General features: G+C 35.6%; 22 protein-coding genes. 4 read left to right on the forward strand and 18 right to left on the reverse strand.

Annotated elements, in window-relative coordinates; translation table 11 throughout:
• Positions 1-6 precede the first annotated feature (6 nt).
• The 18 genes from rpsJ to ACFOSE_RS05680 form a co-directional block, all read right to left on the reverse strand.
• Positions 7-315 carry a 30S ribosomal protein S10 gene (rpsJ, locus tag ACFOSE_RS05595; RefSeq protein ID WP_002959404.1) on the reverse strand — a complete coding sequence of 103 codons (309 nt, stop codon included), beginning with the start codon at positions 313-315 and terminating at the stop codon, positions 7-9.
• A 209-nt stretch (positions 316-524) separates the two neighbouring features.
• Positions 525-1,802, reverse strand: a complete 1,278-nt coding sequence (locus ACFOSE_RS05600) for an MATE family efflux transporter (RefSeq protein ID WP_380431504.1) — start codon at positions 1,800-1,802, stop codon at positions 525-527.
• A 32-nt stretch (positions 1,803-1,834) separates the two neighbouring features.
• Positions 1,835-3,319, reverse strand: coding sequence for a threonine synthase (gene thrC / locus ACFOSE_RS05605; RefSeq protein WP_380431506.1), 1,485 nt, complete (start codon positions 3,317-3,319; stop codon positions 1,835-1,837).
• A 129-nt stretch (positions 3,320-3,448) separates the two neighbouring features.
• Positions 3,449-4,489 (reverse strand): hypothetical protein, encoded by a 1,041-nt coding sequence (locus ACFOSE_RS05610; RefSeq protein ID WP_380431507.1) that lies wholly within the window; start codon positions 4,487-4,489, stop codon positions 3,449-3,451.
• Positions 4,490-4,789: 300 nt separating this feature from the next.
• The gene (locus ACFOSE_RS05615; protein WP_380431509.1) at positions 4,790-5,521 is read right to left on the reverse strand and encodes a hypothetical protein; all 732 of its coding nucleotides are present in this window, start codon (positions 5,519-5,521) and stop codon (positions 4,790-4,792) included.
• 93 nt (positions 5,522-5,614) lie between these two features.
• Positions 5,615-7,396: an acyltransferase family protein gene (locus ACFOSE_RS05620; RefSeq protein ID WP_380431511.1), complete on the reverse strand. Its 1,782-nt coding sequence runs from the start codon at positions 7,394-7,396 to the stop codon at positions 5,615-5,617.
• Positions 7,393-7,803 (reverse strand): MORN repeat-containing protein, encoded by a 411-nt coding sequence (locus ACFOSE_RS05625; protein WP_380431512.1) that lies wholly within the window; start codon positions 7,801-7,803, stop codon positions 7,393-7,395. Before ACFOSE_RS05625 ends, ACFOSE_RS05620 begins: the two co-directional genes overlap by 4 nt.
• Positions 7,773-8,207 carry a low molecular weight protein-tyrosine-phosphatase gene (locus ACFOSE_RS05630; protein WP_380431540.1) on the reverse strand — a complete coding sequence of 145 codons (435 nt, stop codon included), beginning with the start codon at positions 8,205-8,207 and terminating at the stop codon, positions 7,773-7,775. Before ACFOSE_RS05630 ends, ACFOSE_RS05625 begins: the two co-directional genes overlap by 31 nt.
• Positions 8,208-8,257: 50 nt before the next feature.
• On the reverse strand, positions 8,258-9,256 hold the full coding sequence (ruvB, locus tag ACFOSE_RS05635; protein WP_380431513.1) for a Holliday junction branch migration DNA helicase RuvB: 999 nt from the start codon (positions 9,254-9,256) through the stop codon (positions 8,258-8,260).
• A gap of 679 nt (positions 9,257-9,935) precedes the next feature.
• Positions 9,936-12,209, reverse strand: a complete 2,274-nt coding sequence (locus ACFOSE_RS05640) for an ABC transporter permease (protein WP_380431515.1) — start codon at positions 12,207-12,209, stop codon at positions 9,936-9,938.
• Between the two features lie 27 nt (positions 12,210-12,236).
• Positions 12,237-12,899 carry an ABC transporter ATP-binding protein gene (locus ACFOSE_RS05645; protein ID WP_380431517.1) on the reverse strand — a complete coding sequence of 221 codons (663 nt, stop codon included), beginning with the start codon at positions 12,897-12,899 and terminating at the stop codon, positions 12,237-12,239.
• An 8-nt stretch (positions 12,900-12,907) separates the two neighbouring features.
• A complete protein-coding gene (locus ACFOSE_RS05650) occupies positions 12,908-13,684 on the reverse strand; it encodes an AAA family ATPase (RefSeq protein ID WP_380431518.1) in 777 nt (258 codons plus the stop codon).
• Positions 13,674-14,612, reverse strand: a complete 939-nt coding sequence (locus ACFOSE_RS05655; RefSeq protein ID WP_380431520.1) for an AvrD family protein — start codon at positions 14,610-14,612, stop codon at positions 13,674-13,676. The genes ACFOSE_RS05650 and ACFOSE_RS05655 overlap by 11 nt, the downstream gene beginning before the upstream one ends.
• A gap of 109 nt (positions 14,613-14,721) precedes the next feature.
• Entirely contained in the window at positions 14,722-15,321 is a 600-nt protein-coding gene (locus tag ACFOSE_RS05660) for a response regulator transcription factor (protein ID WP_380431522.1), read from the reverse strand.
• A 15-nt stretch (positions 15,322-15,336) separates the two neighbouring features.
• Positions 15,337-17,091, reverse strand: coding sequence for a sensor histidine kinase (locus tag ACFOSE_RS05665; protein ID WP_380431524.1), 1,755 nt, complete (start codon positions 17,089-17,091; stop codon positions 15,337-15,339).
• A 27-nt stretch (positions 17,092-17,118) separates the two neighbouring features.
• Positions 17,119-17,694 carry a helix-turn-helix transcriptional regulator gene (locus tag ACFOSE_RS05670; RefSeq protein ID WP_380431526.1) on the reverse strand — a complete coding sequence of 192 codons (576 nt, stop codon included), beginning with the start codon at positions 17,692-17,694 and terminating at the stop codon, positions 17,119-17,121.
• A 467-nt stretch (positions 17,695-18,161) separates the two neighbouring features.
• On the reverse strand, positions 18,162-19,061 hold the full coding sequence (locus ACFOSE_RS05675) for a LysR family transcriptional regulator (protein ID WP_380431528.1): 900 nt from the start codon (positions 19,059-19,061) through the stop codon (positions 18,162-18,164).
• A 127-nt stretch (positions 19,062-19,188) separates the two neighbouring features.
• Positions 19,189-19,542 carry a helix-turn-helix domain-containing protein gene (locus ACFOSE_RS05680; RefSeq protein ID WP_380431530.1) on the reverse strand — a complete coding sequence of 118 codons (354 nt, stop codon included), beginning with the start codon at positions 19,540-19,542 and terminating at the stop codon, positions 19,189-19,191.
• A 158-nt stretch (positions 19,543-19,700) separates the two neighbouring features.
• Between ACFOSE_RS05680 and ACFOSE_RS05685 the strand changes: the two genes are divergently transcribed.
• The 4 genes from ACFOSE_RS05685 to ACFOSE_RS05700 all read left to right on the forward strand — a co-directional run.
• Positions 19,701-20,306 (forward strand): DUF1269 domain-containing protein, encoded by a 606-nt coding sequence (locus ACFOSE_RS05685; RefSeq protein WP_380431532.1) that lies wholly within the window; start codon positions 19,701-19,703, stop codon positions 20,304-20,306.
• Between the two features lie 59 nt (positions 20,307-20,365).
• On the forward strand, positions 20,366-21,559 hold the full coding sequence (locus ACFOSE_RS05690; RefSeq protein ID WP_380431534.1) for an oxalate decarboxylase family bicupin: 1,194 nt from the start codon (positions 20,366-20,368) through the stop codon (positions 21,557-21,559).
• On the forward strand, positions 21,559-22,920 hold the full coding sequence (locus tag ACFOSE_RS05695; RefSeq protein WP_380431536.1) for a dihydrolipoyl dehydrogenase family protein: 1,362 nt from the start codon (positions 21,559-21,561) through the stop codon (positions 22,918-22,920). The genes ACFOSE_RS05690 and ACFOSE_RS05695 overlap by 1 nt, the downstream gene beginning before the upstream one ends.
• 56 nt (positions 22,921-22,976) lie before the next feature.
• Positions 22,977-23,327 (forward strand): DUF1275 family protein (locus ACFOSE_RS05700; RefSeq protein WP_380431538.1); only part of this gene is annotated, 351 nt, incomplete at its 3' end.

Below are 23,327 nucleotides of genomic sequence, written 5' to 3' on the forward strand. Positions count from 1 at the left end.
ATCAGGTTAAAGCTTGATTTCTACGTTGACACCGCTTGGTAGATCCAACTTCATGAGAGCATCAACAGTCTTTTGCGTTGGGTTTACAATGTCAATAAGACGTTTGTGAGTGCGCATTTCAAATTGTTCGCGAGAATCTTTATATTTGTGAGTCGCACGAATAACTGTATAAAGACTGCGTTCAGTTGGAAGCGGAATTGGCCCGGCAACTGATGCCCCTGTACGAGTTGCAGTTTCTACGATTTTTTCTGCCGCAGTATCAAGTGTACGATGTTCGTACGCCTTCAAGCGGATGCGGATTTTTTTGTTTGCCATCTTTTCTCCTCTCGTCTATTTATGATAATAGGCTAGCTCCTCAAGAAAACCAACAGGCGACTGCGTGGCAATGCAGCCGAGCGTGTCGCAACCTCTTGCATCATAGCTAAAGCTGTTTTTTAACAGCACCGTAATATAATATCAGAAATAGCAAGGCTTTGCAAGACTTTTTCCTCAATTTAATTAAAAAACTTATTCAGTTGAAATAACTAAACAAGTTTTGTTTTCTGATAACGAAAATATAAGAAAGCAGACCTGAAGAGATTATCTGCTATAGTTGCTATCCAGACTGCCGCTAAACCGTAGTCCATAACCGATACCAAAAGATAGCCGAGTCCTATTCTGATGACCCACATCCCAATCATGGTGGCATAAAACGGTAGTTTGGCTTTACCCAATCCTTGCCATACAGCAGTATAGACCAAAGTCCCAGCTGTCATAAAGCTTCCTAAGAATGAATAAAGAATGACCACACTGCTATAAGCAATAACGGTCTCATCCTCGGTAAAAAGAGAGGATAGTCTTTCTCCTAAAAGGAAAAATGTCCCTCCTACCACTAACATTAGAATTGCTGCCAACCAATAACTTTCTCTGACGATGGCTTTAAGGGCGGATTCATTTTTTTCACCCAAAGAGTGGGCTACTAGGATAACCGTTGCAGTAGCTACGCCCATGCCCGGCATGTAGTTGAACTGGGTAAGAGTCTCACCGATAGCATTACCTGCAACCGCTTTTGTTCCCAGACCAACAATTAAACTAACAATTATAACATCACCAGCTCTCATCATCAAGCGCTCCCCCGAAGAAGGAAGAGCCAAATTGAGCAAATCTAAATTCCAAAGTCGACTCATTTTCAAATCTGTCCAATTCAAACGTGATGATTGCCACAAGATAACACTTACTAAACAACGAGAGAGAACAGTGGAAGCTGCAACCCCAATGATTCCCCAATGACAGACAAACACGGCTAAAGCTGATAAAACAGCATTAAGAACATTTGATAAAAGACTAACGTACATCGAAATTCGAGGGCGTCCCTGAGCTCTTAAAACATTACCCAAGACTGTCATTAAACCAAGAAATACGGTTCCGCCACCAACGATAGCTAAATAAAGCCCCCCGGCCTGACTAACTTCTTCCTGCGTCCCCAACAGCGATAAAACACTTTTTCCAGCAAAAATAGAAAAAAGTCCTAAAAACATTGTTATTACAAAAGTCAAAAGCAGGGCATCCCAAGTATTTTGTTTAACAGCCTGCTGATTACCAGATCCTAAATTCTTTGAGACGAGACTAGCTACTGCGCTTCCTAGAGCAATCAAGATAGCTTGATAAATGGCTAAGATATTATTAGCTACCGAGACTCCAGAGACAGCAATAATTCCGACCTGGGCTACTAGATAATTGTCGACTACCCCCATCAACATCTGCAAGATATTCTCGATCATAGCCGGTAGGGCTAAATTTATAATCTGTTTTCGATATTTCATGCCTATAAAAACGAAAAAGCCAAACGGCTTTTTTAAACTCCTAAATAGTCTTCAACTGCTTGCTGCATATCAGCTATGGCAACAACCGTCTTATGGCGAACTGAGGCAGTTTCAAGACCAGATACTGCTTTAGGGATAGCTACTCCTGATAATTCATGTAATTTTTGCACAGCCTTGAAATCATCACCGGTATCTGTGCCAGTAACAGCCTCAACTGCGACACGTGGGAATTTATAAGGACTTGCTGTTGAAGCAATGACCGTCGGCGTCTGATCAGTTGTCTTGTTTTTATAGCCCTGATAAACAGCTGAAGCAACTGCTGTGTGAGGATCTTCAATATAGTGCGATTGACGATAAACACGGGTAATTTCTGCTCTTGTATCTTGTTCACTTGCAAATCCTGCAGCAAACAAGTCAAGTATCTCTGGACGAACAGGCTCCAGCTTGTATTCGCCTTGATTAACAAGGTCTTCCATTAACGCTTCTGTTTTATCAGCATCGTTTCCTAATAAGTGGAAAATCAAGCGTTCTAAATTCGAAGAAACGAGAATATCCATTGATGGGCTGCTAGTAATTTTAAATTCACGCTTCTTATCATAAATACCCGTATTGAAGAAATCTGTTAAAACATTATTTTCATTAGAAGCACAAATCAACTTATGGATAGGTACACCGATTTCACGTGCATAATAAGCAGCCAGAATATTACCAAAGTTGCCTGTTGGAACGGTGACATTAATCTCATCACCATTTTGAATATCACCTGATTTCACGAGTTGAGCATAGGCGTAAACATAATAGACCACTTGTGGCACCAAGCGCCCAATATTCATTGAATTCGCTGATGAGAGCTGCATCTGGTGAGACAAGAGCTTTTCACGTAATTTAAGATCATTAAACATGCGTTTAACATCGGTTTGCGAATCATCAAAATTCCCTTCAATAGCAACTACATGTGTATTGTCACCAGCTTGAGTTGTCATCTGCAGTTCCTGAATTTTAGAGACCCCACCTTTAGGATAAAAGACGATAATTTCAGTACCCGGAACATCCGCAAAACCTGCCATAGCAGCCTTGCCCGTGTCTCCAGATGTTGCCGTCAAAATGACAATTTTGTTATCCACACCCTGTTTTTTAGCCGAGGTCGTTAAAAGATAGGGAAGGATTGATAGCGCCATATCCTTAAAGGCAATCGTTGAGCCATGGAATAGCTCAAGATTATAATGATCTTCAAGTTTCACCAAGGGAGCGATAATTGAAGTATCAAACTTATCATCATAAGCATGGTTAATGCAATAAGCGAGCTCTTCTTCTGTAAAATCATCCAAAAAGGCTGACAACACAAGCATGGCTACTTCTTGATAAGAAGCTGTCTTCAATTGGCTGAAATCTAAATGAACCTTCGGCATTGTCAAAGGAGTAAAAAGCCCACCATCTGTCGCTAGCCCCTGTAAAATAGCCTGACTGGCTGTTACCTGATTTTGCGCATCGCGTGTTGATTGATAAACTAATGTCATGATCTTACCTTCTTTTTGATAGTCTTTGGAATATTATATCATAATTGTCAGATAATTTGGAAGCTCTGTTAGCTTTAAGTCAAGAAAAAAGACCTAGAGCAAACAAACTCTGAGTCTTTAAGCTATTAACTATTCTAAATTAAATTCGATCGTATTATCATCTTCATCCGTCAAGGTTAGTCCTGATGAAGTTTTCTTGTAGGAGACTTCGTCTCCTTCTTCAAAATCAGTTAAATCACTATCTGCATTGACCTTAGTGATCTCAATCTTACCGCTAACACGATTGACCTTGCCCTCAAAGACGGTACCAGATACCTGCCCCTGATCAGAATTATATTTAAAGTTATTATCTTCTACTGATTTTGACACAGTACTATCAAATCCGTCTTCATCAAAACCATTACCTACAATATAAGAATTAATCAAATAATTCCACTCATCATCTGAAAAATTCTTTTTATAGGTATAATTCTCATCGCTATAGCCTGATTTAACAGTATCATAAAAACTATCGTAATCAACATTATAACTAGCATTAACTTTGACGACATCATCTTTAATAGTAGCTTCTACCTTGGAATTATCAGTAAAATCAGAGTAACTAATATCCGTTTCACTCAAAGTGGTGTCTTTCAGATTATTTTTCAAATCTTTTTTTAAACTATTAATTTGGTAGGCCCCATTAACATTACCTGAAAAATGACGATAAAGGAGAACACCACCAACTATCAAAAAAATAGCAGCTATGGTCCCAAGAATACTACCTACAATGACTTTGATACGCTTCTTTCCTTGAGGAGCATTGGGGGCAACGCCAGCTTGTACAGGAGTTGCTGTCGGTGCAGTCCCAAAGTTATTCCCAGCGGCGTTAGGATAAACCAAGGCTTGGCCAAAAGCTGTCGTCGTAGGGGCTACATTTTGATTTGCCATAGATTGAGGTTGTTGCACAGGCTGAGTGTTTTGAGGAGATGCGGCTATATTAGCCGAGCTCTGTGGAACACCCGTATTCGGCGTTTGAGGAACCGCACCATTAGAAAATTGATTAGAAGTAGGATTAGCAACTGGTTGAGGCTGAGCCCCCGATACTGCTTCCGATGGATTAGTTGGATTGTTGGATGACCCAGCTTGAGCCCCCCTAGGAGACATAGAGTTATATTCTTCTTGTGACATAATTACCTCTTTTAGCTTACTTTAAGTTTATCCTACCATTCTTTAACCTGCCTGTCAATCTTAAATATCTTAAAAATCGGACCTAGATAATCTTTTAAAAGAGGCTGGAACAAAAGTCCTGCTTTTTTGTTTGGCTCTAGATTTACCAGATTAATGAAAGGGGTGATTAGCAGCCCTTATCCTTTGCTAGGCAAGTGATAGCGATCAGCCTAATCAACTGTCCAGAAAAAGGCAGAGCGACAAAATTGAAATTACGATTTCATCACAATTTACCGATTTTTGTCCCATTCTCCTGAAATGTTATTCCTTATCAAATTTGACATCTTTATCACCCGACAAGGTAACGCTTGAAGAATCCTTTGTGTATGAGGTTGTTGATCCTTTTTTAAAATCATCCAGTTCTTCACTATTATCAGATTGATTCATAAAGTCTTCGTTGATTTCCGTAATTTCAATCTGACGTGACCATCTGTGGACCTTACCTTTAAAGATGGTGCCAGAGCCAACTCCCGTCCTCGAATCATACGATAAGCCAGCGTTCTTGGCAAATTCTTCCATAGAGGAATTAAATTCATCTATAAAATCTTCTTTTGAAGGCATAAATCCTTCCATATCTTCGTCACTGAGCTCATACTCTTTTTGCTCTTCTTTAATATATTTTAAATATTCGTCATAAGCTGCTTCTGCATCAAATTTATAACGAACCACTCCCTTAACATTATTATTTGTCACTTTGAGTTCAAGTTTGGGTGCCTCTATAAATTTACTATAGTCAAGATCTGAATCTCCGAATTCATCTTCTAATGTCTTCAAATACTCTTTCTCAATTTTTGTAGCGTGGTATTCCCCTTCAATGCCTCCTGATACATAATAGTATAAAGTACCACCGCCAGCTAATAGGGCGATAGCAGCTACAACCGATACAATAATAGTAATTATTTTACCTGTATTTGATTTTTTCTGTGGTTGATTAGGATCTTGTCTCGTAAAAGTCTGCTGTGCTTGCTCCTGATTAAATACTTCTTGTGACATAAAAACCTCTTTTAAGCTTATTTTAAGTGTATTCTAGCACCTTTTTGACATGTTGTCAATGGAAAAATGGGGGCATGGATATCATCGATAATATCATTGACCCTTGGCAGGCTTTCTGGAGGCTTCTGCAACAGCTGATTGAATCGTTTGCACATACAGATCAGCACCTGAACTCGATTGTGAATAATGCACACCGTCTGTTCCATTCCAGATATCTGAATTATCCCGAGCCACCTGATACCAATCTGCGACTGTGACATAACTATTTTCCGCAGCCAGCTTTAATTCATAATCATGAATCTCAGACATTTGAGATAGGTCTTGAGCATTATAAGGCGTCACCAAAACAAGACGGCGCCCATCAGGTAAAGCATCTAAAAATTGCTGGATTTGATTGGTGTAATTGTCAGGAGAATTGACTCCGACTGCGATCACGACTGTTTCGGGCAAGGTTCCCGAATCAATGTTAGTCTTAAAAATATCAAAGGCATTACCAAAATTACGGCTTACCGTGGCATCCACCAGAGCATCTGGCATAAGATCTGTGAAAGCATCACTGGATCGTAAAGTAACCGAATCCCCAATAACCAAAACGTTGCTCATGGCATTAGCGTCTCCAGCAGTCCGCTGATTAGTCAAGGTTAAATTAGTGTCCGCTTGATTAAGAGAATCAACAAGCACACCAGATTCAAATTCACCAAGTTTCGGAGCAGTTACGGCAATAATGAGACTAGCAAGAGCTAGAACGACTCCCCCACCAGCAAGCCATTTCTTATAGGGAGTAACATCAATATCAATCCCCAGCAATTTAGGCTTCTTGCCAGCGATTAAGGGCTCAATGATGTAAAAGGATATAGCCGCAAAAATCGTTGAAAGAAAGAAAGTTAACAGGCTTGCCACCCAATTCGGCATGAGCTGAGAAAAAATGATATAAAAAGGCCAGTGAAAAAGGTAAATCCCATAACTAATATCCGAAAAAAAGGTGATAATTAAGGGTTCCTGAACATCTGGAAGCTTGTCGTGGAGAACACGCGCTGCATAAATCATCAGACAGGCGAATAAACTAGCCAGAGCAAAACCAAATAAGTAGGTCAGACGTCCATCAAAAGTGAGGACAAAACCCAGCAATAATAAGACGGCAAAGCTACCTATAAATTGCACAAGAGTTCGTCTAACTGACCATAACTCAACATTTTTTTTGAAACGTTTAGTTGTCTCTGTTACTCCTGCCATCGTAGCCGTCATGGCCCCGAGATAAAAAGGAAAACTGTGGCTGAAGGTTGAAAAGTAGACTACTGAAAGGTTGTTTACAAGTAAACTGCTGATAAACATGACCAGATAGCCCAAGAAAAAGAGAGCTGTAGAAGCTAAAAAGATTGCTCCTCGAAAACGTCCCAGAGAGAGTTTTTTTCTAGAAAAGAACCAAAGCACCAGTCCCCAGAAAATATAGAAATGAACTTCAACAGCCAAGCTCCATGTGTGTAAAAACAGATGAGGATTAAATTGACTTTCATAGTTGCTACCAATGAAAATTTCATACCAGTTCGTCATAAAACCAAAAGCAGCCGCAATTTGCTGACCGATATTGGCGAGAAAATCATTTCTTATAAGAAGCGCAAAAGGTAGAGTAAGCAGCACCATGATGACAATCGGAGGAACAATACGATAAAATCGCCGCTTCAAAAAACCAAGTAAATTAATCTGATCAGTTCGCCGATACTCATCTATTAAAAGCGCCGTGATTAAAAAACCGGAAAAGGCAAAAAAGACATCAACTCCGATGAAACCACCAGGAAGACTTTTTTGATAAAAATGATAGAGCAGGACTAACAGCAGTCCCGTTACTCTAATAAAAGAAAACCATTTTATTCTCATTGTTGATAAATTCCCTGTTTAAATGTTCCCTTGTAAACTGTACCGTCCGCTGTCGTCAAAGTTCCTTGACCATCTGCTTGCCCTTTATCAAAATCCCCTTTGTAGGTCCAACCATCTTTAGAAGTGAAGGTGCCTTGACCATCAAATTGACCATCACTAAAATTTCCTTGGTACTTATCGCCATTTTTATAAGTAAGAGTTCCTTGGCCGTTCATTTTATTGTTTTTGACGATCCCTGTATAAACAATCCTTCCCTTGTCGAAAGTTAAAGTCTTTTTAAAACCAAAGGGCATCGTTAAAACAGTTAGAGCACAAAGCGCCATGACGATAACCGCTGCCAGCTCTAACTTTTCTCTACTTATTTTAATCTCTCTTATTAAATGTCGTTCCTTAACTCTTCTAGCCATAAAGAACAGCCTTTCTTCACTAAATGATAGGTTTCTTCAAAATCACCTGTAAACCACGGATCGGGGACCCCCTCCTCTATGAAAAGAAAAATCTTAGACTTAAATTCAGCCGGAAACATCGCTTTTAAGTCCTTGACATTTTGTTTATCCATTCCGACAATATAGTCAAAAGAGCTAATATCGTCCAAAGAAACTTGCTTTGAGGTTTTAAAATGATTATAAGGGATACCATGATCTTGGAGAACCTTTTGGGTACCTCTATGAACAGGATGGCCATGTTCCCAAGATGAAGTTGCCCTACTTTCAATATAAAAATCATCTTTAATGGCCAGTTCTTTCATCACAAATTCTGCCATAGGACTACGGCAAATATTTCCCAAACAAACAAAACATATTTTTTTCACTTTATTCACTGTTATTATAGCACACCTATTCTAAAAATATGAGACCGTATTTAATCAAACTTTTGTTCAATCCCAAGATGTTTATAAGCCTTTGATGTAGCTACGCGACCAGAACGTGTCCGCATCATAAAACCCTTTTGGATTAAATATGGCTCATACATATCCTCAACAGTTTCACGTTCCTCAGCAATATTAACAGATAAGGTTCCAAGACCTACTGGACCACCACCGTACATTTCAATCATGGTTCGAAGAATTTTTTGATCAATATAATCCAGCCCCTCATGGTCAACATCCAACATTATTAAAGCCTTATCAGCAATTTCTTCATCAATGATACCATCACCGATAATTTGGGCATAATCACGCACACGTTTTAAAAGTCTATTAGCGATACGGGGCGTCCCACGACTACGCTTGGCCAATTCAACTGCAGCATCACGTGTAATATCAGCATCAATAATTTCTGCTGTCCTCTCAATAATTTCTGTCAAATCCACTTCTTCATAATATTCCATGTGCCCATTGATACCAAAACGGGCCCGCAGAGGATTGGAGAGCATACCAGCACGCGTTGTAGCCCCTATAAGGGTAAAAGGCGGAAGATCTAAATGCACGCTGCGGCTCGCTTCCCCCGTTCCAATCATAATATCAATATAAAAATCTTCCATGGCACTGTAGAGAACTTCTTCCACAGCCATAGGCATCCGATGGATTTCGTCAATAAAAAGAACATCTCCCGGCTCAAGATCATTAAGAATCGCCACTAGATCACCGGCCTTTTCAATCGCTGGACCAGCAGTCTGTTTAAGATTAACCCCCAATTCATTAGCAATAACAAAAGCCATGGTCGTCTTTCCCAGACCCGGAGGACCAAAAAGAAGGACATGATCAAGAGCTTCATCACGCATCTTAGCAGCTTCAATAAAAATTGCTAATTGATTTTTAACCTGATCTTGACCGATATATTCTTTAAAAGACTGTGGACGAAGCGTTCGCTCTATCTGTTCTTCATTTTCCATCATTTCATCGTCTAAAATTCTCGTCATGCTAATATTATATCACAAAAGCACTCTTATCAAATGATAAGACGAAAAAGAATTTAACAGTTTAAAAATGTAGTTGACTAGCCTTTACAGCCAATTATTAATTATCTGAAACCGATATAAAACAAGGCAGGGACAAAAATCCTGCTTTAAGGAAGTTTACCATGACTCTTGATATAAAAGAAAGATTAACAATCTTAAGGATTCCCTGTGATATTGTCCGATATGCTATTGATTCATCAATGATTGACAATTACGAATTCACTGTGCAAGATGCGATCAATTTAAAAGCTATGTTATCAACAGACAAAAGGAATTGAATATTGATAAAAATTAATATAAAGGTTATAAGGACATTAGTCCTAACAACCAATATATCAATCCAAACTCCACAATCTTAATCAGTAAATAAAATATTACAGTTTATGGTAATTGGGGAAGGGGAGAAGGATTATTTGATAAAATGCTAAAAGAATTATCAGTTATAACACTTAATAATTACGGAAGTGAAATAGGGATTCACTACACGTCAATAGACGATGGAAATCTTAGTTTAATACGATTTTCAAATTAGGTTATAATAAAATGAAAAGCCCTAAATTAGGGGCTTTTGTCTTATATTTCCATGTTAACTTCATAAATATTTATCTTTTCTTTACAATTAAGTTAAAGCATTTTTTTATTATTCAACCCCTTTTAAGGCTTCTACCATATCAATTTTTCTAATTCTTCGACTGATGACTACAGTTGTCAATAAGGAAGTAAACCACACAAGTAGGCTTGCCGATAAAAGGACTTGCCAAGTTACGTAAGCAGTATATTCAATACGTATTGTTGAGAAAGTTGCAACATACTGTTTTAGGAACCAAATACCCATAGGTATTCCAATTATCCAACCAACACTTGTTGTAATCAGATTCTCAATCATTGTGATATTTTGTAAATTCCTCTTAGAAAATCCTAAAACCTGTAGTGTTGCGTAATCTCTAGTACGTTCAACAAAGTTTAAAGAACCTAGATTATATAGCACAACAACGACCAATAATAATGCAAAGCCAATAATCATTAAGAAAACACTCATTAGGCTATTCACAAAGTCGTAAGCGTTATTTTCCTGACTAGATTTTTTGATAACAGATTGAATATTACTGTCGTTAGAAATTTGAGCTGTGGAGACCTCCTTTCCAACTAGTAAAGTAGAAGGATTAAAAGAACCTCCAGCTTTTTCAAAAGTGCTAGACATAATGTAAGCACCCTGATTAGTCTCACTGGTTACAATACCTTTAACTTCAAAGGTGTACTCTTTGCCATCTCGATAAGGTTTTACTGTCATTGTATCACCAACTTTAATATTAGCAGCTTTTGCAAAACCATTAGTAACATAAAGGCCACCTTCTTTGATTGTCTCTCCTTTACTTGTAGTTGCATTAACAAAATCACCTTGACTAATAACGATGAGCAAGCGATTATAACCGTCATCTTTTGAAAAATGAGCCTGATTTATTTGAACCCATTGTCCATCATATGTTTTGTCTGCCAATTCGTGGTTAGAGACAGTCAAACGTTTTGAATAACTAAAATCTTCATTATAAGCCTTATCAACAAGATGGTTCATTGAAATTGGCATACCGATACCAGCTATCAACAACATCATACTCCCTGATACACCAACTATACCCATTAAAACCCTAACTCGGTTTATAAAAGCATCTCGCACAGCCCACTTTGTCTCATCAGTAAACTTGTTCCATAGAAATGAAATTTTTTCAATAAAAACGTGTTTAACCTCTTTACTTTTACCTCTTAAAAAGATTGCCGGTAAACCTGTAATAGCTTTGCGTGAGGCAAAATAGGCTGACAAAGAACATACTAGTATGACTAGTGCAACAATAAGAAGAGACGACCATGAATATGCAATTTGCCAGTTAGGCAAAGAAAACATTGATTTTTGAGTTTCTAAGACAAACCAAGACATTGCTGGTGAAACTAAAGCACCTAAGACAGCACCAAATGTCCCCACAAATAGACCGAATGAAATATAATGTCTGCTTACCTGTGAATTAGAGTAACCCAGAGCCTTAATAACGGCAATCTCTTTTGTTTGGCTCTCAATAAGTCGTCGAATCGTCGTAAACATAGCAAGAATGGCTAACAGAATAAAAATGAATGAAAATAAATAGGAAAGATTTCTAATTTGTCCTACCCTATCGGTTGCTTCTGAAACATCTGTCAATGTCTTTTGGTTATAATAAGTAACTAACTTATTTCCCAGAATGTCTTCAATTTCATCTCTAATATCAGTATTTGATGAATAAATTTCTACTAAGTTACTTGGTACTTGAGTGTTTAGTAACTTGTTCAAAGTTTTCTTAGATATATATCCATAAGCATAATCATTGTAGTTTGGAGCAATATACTCCAAGCTACCCGTAAAATAGATTCTATCTGCCGATTGAACTAAGCCTACAATTTTTACATTAACTGTTTTACCAGACAATGTAATTTTCAAATCATCTCCTATTGATAAGTTATTAGAAGCGGCATATTCTTCATTTATCCAAATACCATTATCAGCTTTATTGGAAAACTTAGCACCTTCTGTAACATTAGCAATTTGTTGTGAAGGGTTACTAAATGAATCTAATATCAAGTATTTATCCGAGTTATTTTTTGAATCAATCGCAGTAGTTATTCTTGTTTCAGAAATGACCTTCTTTACGCCATCCAAAGAATTTATTTCTTCAATGTCTTCATCTGTTAGATTGGTCGCCTGTCCCCAGATAGTTGGTACATTAGATGAAGCAATAAAACTGTCTAAGCTTTTCTCCAAACCATGCCAAGCTCCTTGTAAACCAACAAATATTAAAACACTCAATAATGACATTAAGAAAACCGAGAAAAATTGTTGCCAATTTTTTCTTAGGTCACGTCTTAATTTTAAATTAAGATATTTCATTGTTACTCCAATCCTTTAAGCTAAATCTTAGTTTTCAATAATTGAGTTAATTTTTCCATCTTTCAGATAAATCACTGTGTCAGCAAATTCTTTAAATTCAGCATTATGGGTCACCATTACAACAGCTACATTTTTATCTTTTGAAGCCTCTTGGAGCAGCTCAATAATCTTTTGCCCTGTTTTAGAATCAAGTGCGCCTGTAGGTTCATCACATAATAATAATTTTGGCTTTTTAGCTAAAGCCCTTGCAATAGAGACGCGTTGCATTTCACCGCCCGACAATTGATTAGGAAAATTATTTTTTCTATGGGATAGCCCCACTTTATCTAGAAAAATCTCTGACTTTGCAACATTACCTGTTAACTGTGCAGCGATACTAATGTTTTCTGAAGCTGTTAAACTTGGAACAAGATTATAAAATTGAAAAACAAATCCTACTATATCTTTTCTGTAAATTGAGAGCTCCTTGTCATTTAGTGATGTAACCTCCTGATCATCGAATAAAAAACTTCCTTCTGTTGCCCTATCCATACCTCCAAGTAAATTCAATAATGTACTTTTCCCAGAACCAGAAGGTCCTAAAATAACGGTAAATTTTCCCTTTTCGATTGAAAAAGAAACATCGTCTAAAGCTTTTACTTCTTGGTCTCCTACTTGGTAGGTTTTACTAATATGGTTAAATGAAATCATTTTTTCTCCTAAAATTCTGATATAAATTTAATTTTTTCTTTTAATGAGGGTTCTTTATACTGTTCAATAATTCGTTTAGAAACAGCCTCTCTATTCGTTTTTATTACTTTTTCTGCTTTAGAGACAGCTTCTTCAATCGGAACAACAATTGGTAAATCATATAAATTAATAATTTTTCGTAATCTTTCTATTTGGTTACCACTTACTAATTTTGGATTTTTTCCAATGGAAATAAAACCTTCTTGAATTTCTTTATCTGATAGAGTTCTGTATTTTTCAGACACAGGTCGGTGACCATCAGCAGACATAGGAAACTCAACAGGAAGATGAACAACATTAGTGTACCATTGTTTTGAATGGATTTTTGCAACTTGTCCATAAGCGTTCATATATTTTTTATAAAAGTTTCTTCCAGGAAATCCTAGTATTGCCTTGGCAGTTCTATGAAGTAAGTTTGAACCTGGATTTATCCCCACCTTCATTCGTACCGTACCATATACCCATTCATTTAGCACAGAACCATCTGAAATGAAACTTGTATTTTCTTTATAAAGAATTGCTTCTTCTCTTATCCTTTCTTCAAATCTTTTTAAACCAAGAGCCATCAATTCTGTTGCGCTCATATCTTGGAAACGCCTGCCGGGATATAAATCTGTTAAAATTTCTCTAGCTGAAAGTGCATTTATTAAAGGAATACCAGTTGCAATAGATAAAGCAGTTGCTGTCGTTGTTTTACCTGTGGAGTAAGTCCCAGAAATAACAAGTCTAATTTCTTTATTTAACATCACTCAAGACCTCCACCTCAGACTCAGGTAATTGATGTGCAATCTTACCTGAAATCTTGATTCTGCTTTGTGTATCTGTCCCAGACATTTCAAAGATTTTCCAACGTTTTCCTTTCATGTCAAGTAGTTTATTTTTAGTAATTTTTGCTAAAAGCCCTAATTCACCATTTGGAATTGGTTCTGAAATTTCAGCTGAAACATTTTTCATCCATAAAGTTTCACTGCATTCTCTATCAATATCATCTGCATGATAAGCTAACATCTCTGCCATTTGAGAAAAAATAATTAATAATTCAAGTAATGAGTAACTCTTTGAAAAGTTTGAGGATATCCCTTTGTATTCATAATTTTTATTAATAACCTTATTTGCTTTACAAAAAATAGAACATCTATCCGCAGTATCCAGAGTTTCTAAAAAGCTAATATCATAGATCTTATGGTGAATATCCTTTAGATGATTTGGTAGGTATTCTTTTTTATCAATTTTTTCTTTTTCAATTGTTTTTGAAAAAACTGTAAAACGTTGAAATTCAAGCTTGATTTTCATATCTAACACAGAAATATCAAACTCTGCCTTATTTTTATTTAAATCTTTCTTACGTAGGGCTACAGGGACCTGATTTAAATTCTCAATTGGTTTCATCCCAGACTTAATCATAAACTTAGATAAAAAGAAATTTTCTGGTGACTCTTTTTCTTCTTCTAAATATTTTTCAGCCAATAAGCTTGCTAAAATCACACCATCTAGTGTGCTTAAATGCGGTTGAATGATTTTGTCAGACTTATTTGACCATAAACCAGATTGACTAATCGCCCCATAAAACTGATGAACATTTTCTTTAAAAATAATGCTATAATCCGTTCTTTTATGTCCATCACCAAAATAGCGCATTCTATGATCTCCAAGAAGCGTATCGACATCTATCATTACAACATTTCCTCTCAATGACCTATGTTTTGAATAATAATAGGATAAACTGACATAAAAGAAAAGACATCCGTAATCTACGAATATCTTATTGCCATTTATGGACTAATTATATTATTTTTAGCCTAAGGGCTTCCCTTACTGCTCCAACACGGCCATTAACATTCAACTTTGAACAAATACTAGAAACATGACTATCTACTGTCCTTCTGCTGATATACAATTCTTTCGATATTTTTTCATTTGTATACTCTTTTGTTATCAACTTTAGGATTTTAATTTCTGTATCAGTCAGAATTTTCGTTTTTTCTTTCTCCATAAGGTAATCCGGAATGACTTGATTACCATTAAAAACATTATGTACTGTACTAATTAAATCATCATATGAACTTTCCTTTGGAAGAAAAGCTTTTATCCCCAGTTCCATAGCTCTTTTGTGTAATAATGATTCATAGAAACCAGATACTAAAATAATTTTGGGAGGTTCTACATGTAGCTTTTTAATTTCAGTAATTAGATCAAATCCATGTATCCCCTTTAACATTAAGTCCATGATGATAATATCAACTGATTTATACTTCAAGCAAAGCAATAAATCTTGATACTCGGAAAAAGCTCCGACAATTTCAAGATCTTTTTCCCGTTTTAATCGTTCATACAAACCTTGTAGAACTAACTCATGGTCATCAATAATTGCAACTTTAATCATGATTATTCCTTCCTTTCACTGATTAGGCAGAAACATTTTAATGGTAGTAGGATTTTTAGTTATCGTTAACTCACCTCCAAGTAAAAACAACTTTTCAGAAATCACATTTAAACCAAAATGAGACGAGCTAGTTTCATTGGTTATTTCAAAATATCCATCATCAATAATTTCAATTATTATCATCTTTTCAAAGCTATATATTTTAAGTTTTATATTTTTGGCATTACCATGAATAATACTATTGTTAATAACTTCTCGAATTGACCTTAAAATAAAATTAGCCACCTTATTTTCAAAATCAAATCTATCAACGTTAATATCCACCGTTATAATGACGGATTCTTTTTTTTGAAATTTATCTACGATATCGTGGATAGCATTTTTTAAACCTAGTTCCTTTATCATCAATGGATAAATATTGGAACAAAGCTCTCGTAACTCAAATATAACATCATCTAGTACCTCCTGAACCTTATTTTGAGGTATAAACTCTAAATCATCAATTTGTCTTTTATAGTAAATAACATCTTGTATAATAGTATCGTGTAAGTAAATAGAAATTTCTTCTCTCTCAGTTTCGACTGCTGAGAAAATTGAATGATTATCTAATAGCTGATACTCTTTCTTTGAATTTAGAATCAGTAAATCTTTTAAAATAGGTAGGGAACTAAAAATCAATAAAAAAGTATAAATCATTACAAGCCAAATAGACAAAAATTGGACCAAAAAATACAGACAAAAGACATCAACTGTAATAATTAAGGAAATCAAAACGTAGACCACAAAATTTGGTAAATTGATTCTAATATTTGTGAGTCTATTGGTAATCAAATCATTAATCATTGTCATTATTGGGAAAATCAGAAACGGTATTGTATAAATCACTGACACCTCTTGATAGAGAGGAAAAATATAACCAATAAAAACTGGGAACCAGCCGATCAAAACCGAAAAAACAGTATTCAATTTTGCAAGCGTTTTGCCTTTTATACTGCTATAAAAAGCAAGAATTAGCAGGAAGATCAAAAATACCAAATTGATATAAAAAATATACCTTGATAAATACTTCGTTAGATATAAGGGCACGTCAAAAAAATAAGAGTAGATAAATAATACAGTTGTCATAAAAGAATAGCCCATTATTATTTTTGACATTATGGAAAGTTTGGTTACTCCTTCCTTTAGGCTGGCTGCTCTCCAGAACATATCAATAAATAGAGGAAAAATTGTGACATAAAAAATAAGAATGGAACGTGCAATAACATCTCCCATACTAGAAGGAATAATTGAAACTAAAAATAACGATGTTAAAAATAAAAAAATAGAATATCTTTGGCTAGTTTTACTGATTTCGTGCTTCTTAAAATACATAGCTGATAAAAATAGGAGAATAAGAGATAAGATACTAAAAATAAAGAAGTTACTTCTCGTCCCGCTATCTTTAAATAATACATTTATTTTTTTATGTTGATGCAATACAGTAATTGAAGTAGCCTGCTCAACAATTAGCATTTTATTTAATAAAAAATTTTTTCTGCTGTCCTGATGATCTATCTCTAAAATTTCATCTCCAACCGATAAATTTGAAAGGGAAGCTTCTCCCCCATTATGTATATTTCTAATAACCCATGTCCCATCTTTATAGTCTGAACTAATACCGACATAAGAATATCGAAATGTAAAGGATGCAAAATAAACGTATATAAGAATAAATAATACAACAAAGAACTTTAAAAAGATATTTTTGGATTTATTATTTGACTTCATCATAACTATTTCTTCAACCCCATACTAATATTATAAAATTGTATTTTCCAATCGAATAACATCAAGTCTTTCGTCCGATTGTTTTTTATACAGCGAGATAAGATGGTCTGTTTTCTTCTGAATATCTTTTTCATATTTAAGGTTGATGAGGTCTATTTTATCCTCATCAGACATGGTATTGCTGCTTTCCAATTCCAAGGCTTGATTGAGTTGCTCTTTCATATAAGTCTTTTGCTCGACTTCTCGTTGGAATTGCGCATACTCAAAAAAACTTTGTAATAATAGTTCTTCTTCTGCTGTACGGGCATAATGCCAATCATTGGCTAAACGTTCCAAATGCTCCGCCCACCTTAAATCCCCTTTCTTTTCGCCAAGCTCACTATAGGGAAAAAGGTCATCTACATCTATTTTTAAGGCTTTCGCAATATCTTTTAGGCGCTCCCAACTTGGTTCGGTAGTGCCTTTTTCGTAGTTAATAATGGTTTGTTTGGTCACCCCAAGAATTTTTCCTAATTCTTTTTGGGTCATTCCCGTTTTTAGGCGAGCTGACTTAATATCCAATTTCCCAGCTCGTAGAATAGTCGCATAATTATATAAAGGAGCCATTGTTATCACACTTTCTAGGTAAAATCACTATTTTACCTCTCGATTTTACAATATTTTACCTAGAAAGTAAATGAAAGGAGATAAAACGGCACACTTTGACGCTTACTCCCAAACACTTGACAAAGTTCCAGTTTAAATTTAGTCTCTACCCTTAAAAAGGGGAAACGGTTAATAGATTATACCTTTCAAAAAGATAGGATATGAACGGGAAAACGTTTCTGTAGTAAAGCGGTTCTTTTTATAGCTGATGATATCCTCCAACGAATTGCAGATACAAAAGAAAAACTTACGCACCGACTAGAGCATCCCCGCTATCTGTCAACCAAAAAGTAAACAATTTAACACAAGAGGAGTGGTTAAATAAACAGATAAACTAAAAAAGAAAAATTATTTGAGAAGGATGTTGAATCGAATAATAAAAAGATTGAAAAAAATTGCCCGAAATGGACTTTTCTTCAATCTTTTTATTATTTTACAATTTTCGATATTTTGTTTAATTCTTCAACAAAATATTGCCCGATTTTTTGAAAAGAACTACTATTAATTTTCGATTCTTTTTGCTTACCCAGATAAAGGTTAAAATTTAGCTGAAAAGAACTATCTAATTCAACTAAATTTATATCTTTAAAGTTTCCTAAATCTACCAATATCCCTATTGAATTTTTTCTTTCAATTAAGTTTTTAAAGCTACCTATATCACTAACTTCTGCTAAAATATTTGGAACAAACTTGGAACCATTGACATATTTCCAAAAAACTTCATTGTGTACAAAACGTTCATTAAATATGACAAAATCTTCATTACTACAGTTTATCAAGCTAATGGTATGTGAGTTAGAAAATTCACGCTTTTTTGATACTGCTAATTTAAATGGTAAGGAGGTTAGTTTCATTAAATCAAGGTGATCACTATAAAGCTCTTTACATGATGCAACTAGTGCAATATCCAATTCATTAGATGATATTTTACTAGTTATCTCTTTTGAGCCGTCTTCAATTAAACTCACTTCATTTCGAAGAATATTTTCAATATTTGTAAGATGATCTGTAAGAGCATAGAAACGTGATAAGTTTGATGATATACCAAATTTAATTCGCTTACTCTTTAAAGATTTTAAAGCGGCTTTCCCCATATCTAATTGTTGTATTGCATTTTCTGAATAGTTTCTAAAAATTTCCCCCTCTGATGTTAAAGAGATTTCTGAATGTGATTGATCCCTAATAATAAGTCGGGTATTTAGATTTTCTTCAAGCGATTTGATAGCATAACTAATAGTTGGTTGACTAACATTGAACTTATTTGCCACTTTTGAGTATGTTTTTAAAGTACATAAAGCATTAAAGTATTCCAATTGACGAAGTTTCATTTTATCACCTCATATAGAGAATTTTTATAAGGAATGTTGTGTTTGACTATATTACATTCTTTCCCCTATAATGTCAACCATAAAGTAACTTTCACAAATCAATAATACGGTGGTTCGCTATTTTGATTCAATCAAATTGATCAAGTATTTTTTCAAAAATTTCAATAAGAGATACTTGTTTCTCTTTGGGAAGTTGCTTTATTTTCATTTTTAAGCGTCTAAGAGTGATATCAGATAATGGTTCAGGTACTTCTTCTGAGTTATTAAAATTAAAAAATTCCTCTGTTGTTAAATCTAGCGCAGTAATAACTTTACTAAGAGTTTGAATACTTATATTAATATTTCGATTTTCAATTTGATTAATGTATTTCAAACCTAAGCCAGCTTTTTCTGATAGTTCTTCCTGAGTAAGTTGTTTCTTTTTTCTATAGTATTTAACTTTTCTAGCAATATATTGCTGTAAATAATTATCTTTTACCATAACTATAGGATACAAGTTTCACGAGGAAGTTTTAACCCCTTATGAGATACTTTGTATTATATAAAGCACCAAAATGTGTTACAATATACCCAGTATAGTAACACTAGCACTATACGTATAGGATATTTTATTCTATAAATAATAAAGGAGTATAGCCTATGGAAAATGTTGTTGTCTCAATTTTTCGTATTGAAAGTGAAGCCTTTCAAGCCTTTTCAGAATTGAAACAATTTGGTCAAACGGAAAATACGAAATTAGGTCAGGTTTCGATTGTGAAAGCTGAAAATGGCGTCATTAACACCAAAGATAGCTTCGATTTGATGAATTCATTAGGGAATGATTATTTTAAAGGTGGGTTAATTGGTAGTTTAATTGGAATTTTAGGTGGACCATTGGGTATTCTCTTTGGTTTTGCTGCTGGCGGAGCAATTGGTGCTTCTGTTGGTTCAGACAAAGAATTGGCCAATTCGGCGTTAATTACAACCGTTAGTGAAAATTTGACTAATGGTGAAGTGGCTATTATTGCACTTGTACAAGAAAGTGATGAATCTGTCTTGAATGCTATTTTTGAAAAGTATCAGGTTCACATTGCTAGGTGGGATGTCGCTACTGTTGCAACAGAAATAGAATCAGCCCTCGAAATTCAACAAGATCTGACGCATCAAACTAAAGCCCGCTTAATTGCAAATAAAAAAGAGGCTCGCCATGAAAAATTTGATAAGTTAAAAGCTGATATCAAAGAAAAATTTTCAAAATTGAGATAATCTTTTAGCTTAGTTCCATTTGCAAATTATATGTTATAAAATGATAAAGGAGAATTCATATGACTAATACAAATATCCCACAACCAACTCGTGAAAAAGATAATAAAGGTTGGCTAGACTTTGGACCTCGTAACATTGAACGTGATCGTGAAAATCCTGATATTCTTGTTCCGCCTACTACAGACCATGGAACCTTATCAAATATGCGCTTTAGCTATTCTGATGCGCACAACCGTATGGAAGAAGGAGGTTGGGCTCGTGAAGTAACAATCCGTGAATTACCAATCTCAGATGAACTAGCTGGTGTCAACATGGCTTTGGCACCAGGAGCTTACCGAGAGATGCACTGGCATAAAGAAGCTGAGTGGGGACTAATGCTTTATGGTAACGCACGAGTAACAGGTATTGATGAACATGGTCAAACTTTCATTGATGATGTCCAAGCAGGTGATTTGTGGAATTTTGAATCAGGAGTAGCTCATTCTATTCAAGCATTAGATGAAGGTTGTGAATTTTTACTTGTCTTTAATGATGCTAACTTCTCAGAAAATCAAACACTTCTCCTCAGCGATTGGTTAGCACATACGCCAGAAGAAGTCATTCAAGCAAACTTCAAGCAAAATGAAAAAACTCTCAAAAATCTTCCTAAGAAAGAAAAATACATCTTTAATGGAACACTCCCTCAATCCATTGAAGAAGAAAAACGTCCTAACTCAAAAGGTGAAACGATTCACCCGCTGACTTTTCACTTGGACGACATTGATCCTATTGAAACGGAAGCTGGTCGTGTTTGGATTATTGACCAGTCAGTCTTCCCAGCTGCTAAAAGCATTGCAGGGGCAATCGTTGAAGTGGAACCAGGAGGCATGCGTGAACTTCACTGGCACCCTAAGTCGTCAGAGTGGCAATACTATATTTCTGGTCAAGCAAGAATGGGAGTTTTCAATTCTAATGGTCTAGCTCGAACATTTGACTTTAAAGCTGGAGATGTTGGATACGTCCCAAATGTCGCTGGACACTATGTGCAAAATACAGGAACGGAGAAATTGGTTTTTGTGGAGGTCTTCCCTAATCCTGATTATTCAGATATTTCCCTTAATAAATGGCTGGCATCAGTACCTACAAAGACAGTTGCGGAACATTTGAATCTATCAGAAGATGTTGTAAAACGTTTTCCACAAGAAGCCCAACCTGTTGTCTGGTTTGACCCTGAAAAGATTCAGTTCGATAAATCTGAAAAAAAGCCCTTCTAATGACTAATTCTGACAAGAAAATGAAAAACTTTGATTTTTTAGTCATTGGTGGAGGTATTACGGGATTAACCGTTTCAAGTAATTTAGCTACTGAAGGGAAGAAGGTTGCCCTAATCGAATCTAGGGATTGGGGTGGAACAAGTATTAACCGTGGTGCAACAGCCAAAAAAGCAATTTTAGCTTTAAGTGAGTTACACCATAAAATTGAAGCTTTTCAAGGTAAAGGCTTTGATAGTGTTCCTGATATTAACTGGGAAGATATGATTAGCCACCGTGATTGGCTAGTTGAAGATCAGCGGGCTAGAGCAAAGGAGCGAGCTATTTCTTCTGGCGTTTATACCTTTGAAGGACAAGCAAGATTTCTAGATGATCACCATATCATCGTTGACGGGCAGGTTCTTTCAGCCGATACGATTGTAATCGCAACAGGGTCTAGACCTCGAGAGTTAACGTTTGAAGGGGCTCACTTTGTAGATGATAGTGGTAACTTGTTACGACAACATCGAAAACCTAAAAAGATTGCTATTATTGGTGCTGGTGTTATTGCTCTCTCACTCATTTCAAGTTTTACTGAGGCCGGTGTCAAGGTTCATGTCATTCAGCATAACGATAGTATTCTAAGAGGTTTTGATAAAGAACTCGTTGATAGCTTAGTTTCACGGTTACAAGCAAAAGGGGCTGAGTTTCATTTAAATGCTTCACCAATTAAGGTTAGCCAAGAGGAGACTGGTTACTCAATATTATTATCAAATGGTGAATCGCTAACCGTTAATAGTATTTATGATGCAGCCGGACGTGCTCCTTATATTCAGCAATTAGATTTAGAGAAGGCAGGCATTCGTTATAATTCCAAAGGTATTGAAGTCAATGATTACTTGCAAACTTCTAAAGAATGGATCTATGCTTTAGGAGATTGCTGTGATGCCCCTGTTCCTAAATTAACTAGTTATGGAGATTATCAGGCAAAATACCTAGCTAACTTACTATTAGGCCAGCAAAATGATCAGATTTCCTACCCCAAAGCGCCTGCCATAACTGTTTTTAGTATTCCTAAGGTAGGTCAAGTTGGTATACCTGTTAATCAGGCAAAAGCTGAGCCTGAACATTATAAGGTTAAAGATATTGATATGAGTCATTGGCAAAATTATAGACGTGTTAGAGATGATTTAGCGCAATTAAAACTTGTCATTGATACCTCAAATCAAAAAGTTGTTGGCGCAGAAATATTAAGTGATAGCGCAGATATTTTGGTAAATTATTTAGCCTTGCTCATTAATTTGGGAGCTAGTATGCAAGATGTCCAAAACATCATCTTTGCCTACCCTTCAATAGCGACTGATTTATATGGCATTTGGACTTAACAATAAAAGAGGAACTCACTTTTTATGGTGGCTTCCTATTTTTAGAAAGGAATTCAATGGAAACATCTGAAATCACGACACTCAACCAACGGACGATTATAGCTATGTTCCTGACTTTTACGGGAGGCTTTATTGATAGTTATGCCTATAGTAATTTTGACCACACCTTGCCACTGACCCAGTCCGGAAATATGGTTTTACTGACAAGTGATTTCATTTCGAAAGATTGGTCTGGAGTTTCTATTAAGTTGTCAACACTCTTTGGTTTTGTCTTAGGAATTATAATTTCAAGATATCTTGCAAAAAAGGTTCATATCATCTTCTTGGAATTTTACTTACTCGTGGTGCTAGTTAATTTCAAAATATCTCAAATTATAAGCCAGTATGATTTGTTCGATTCTCAATTG

The organism is Streptococcus dentapri (genome assembly GCF_042649885.1).
Lineage (GTDB): Bacteria > Bacillota > Bacilli > Lactobacillales > Streptococcaceae > Streptococcus > Streptococcus dentapri.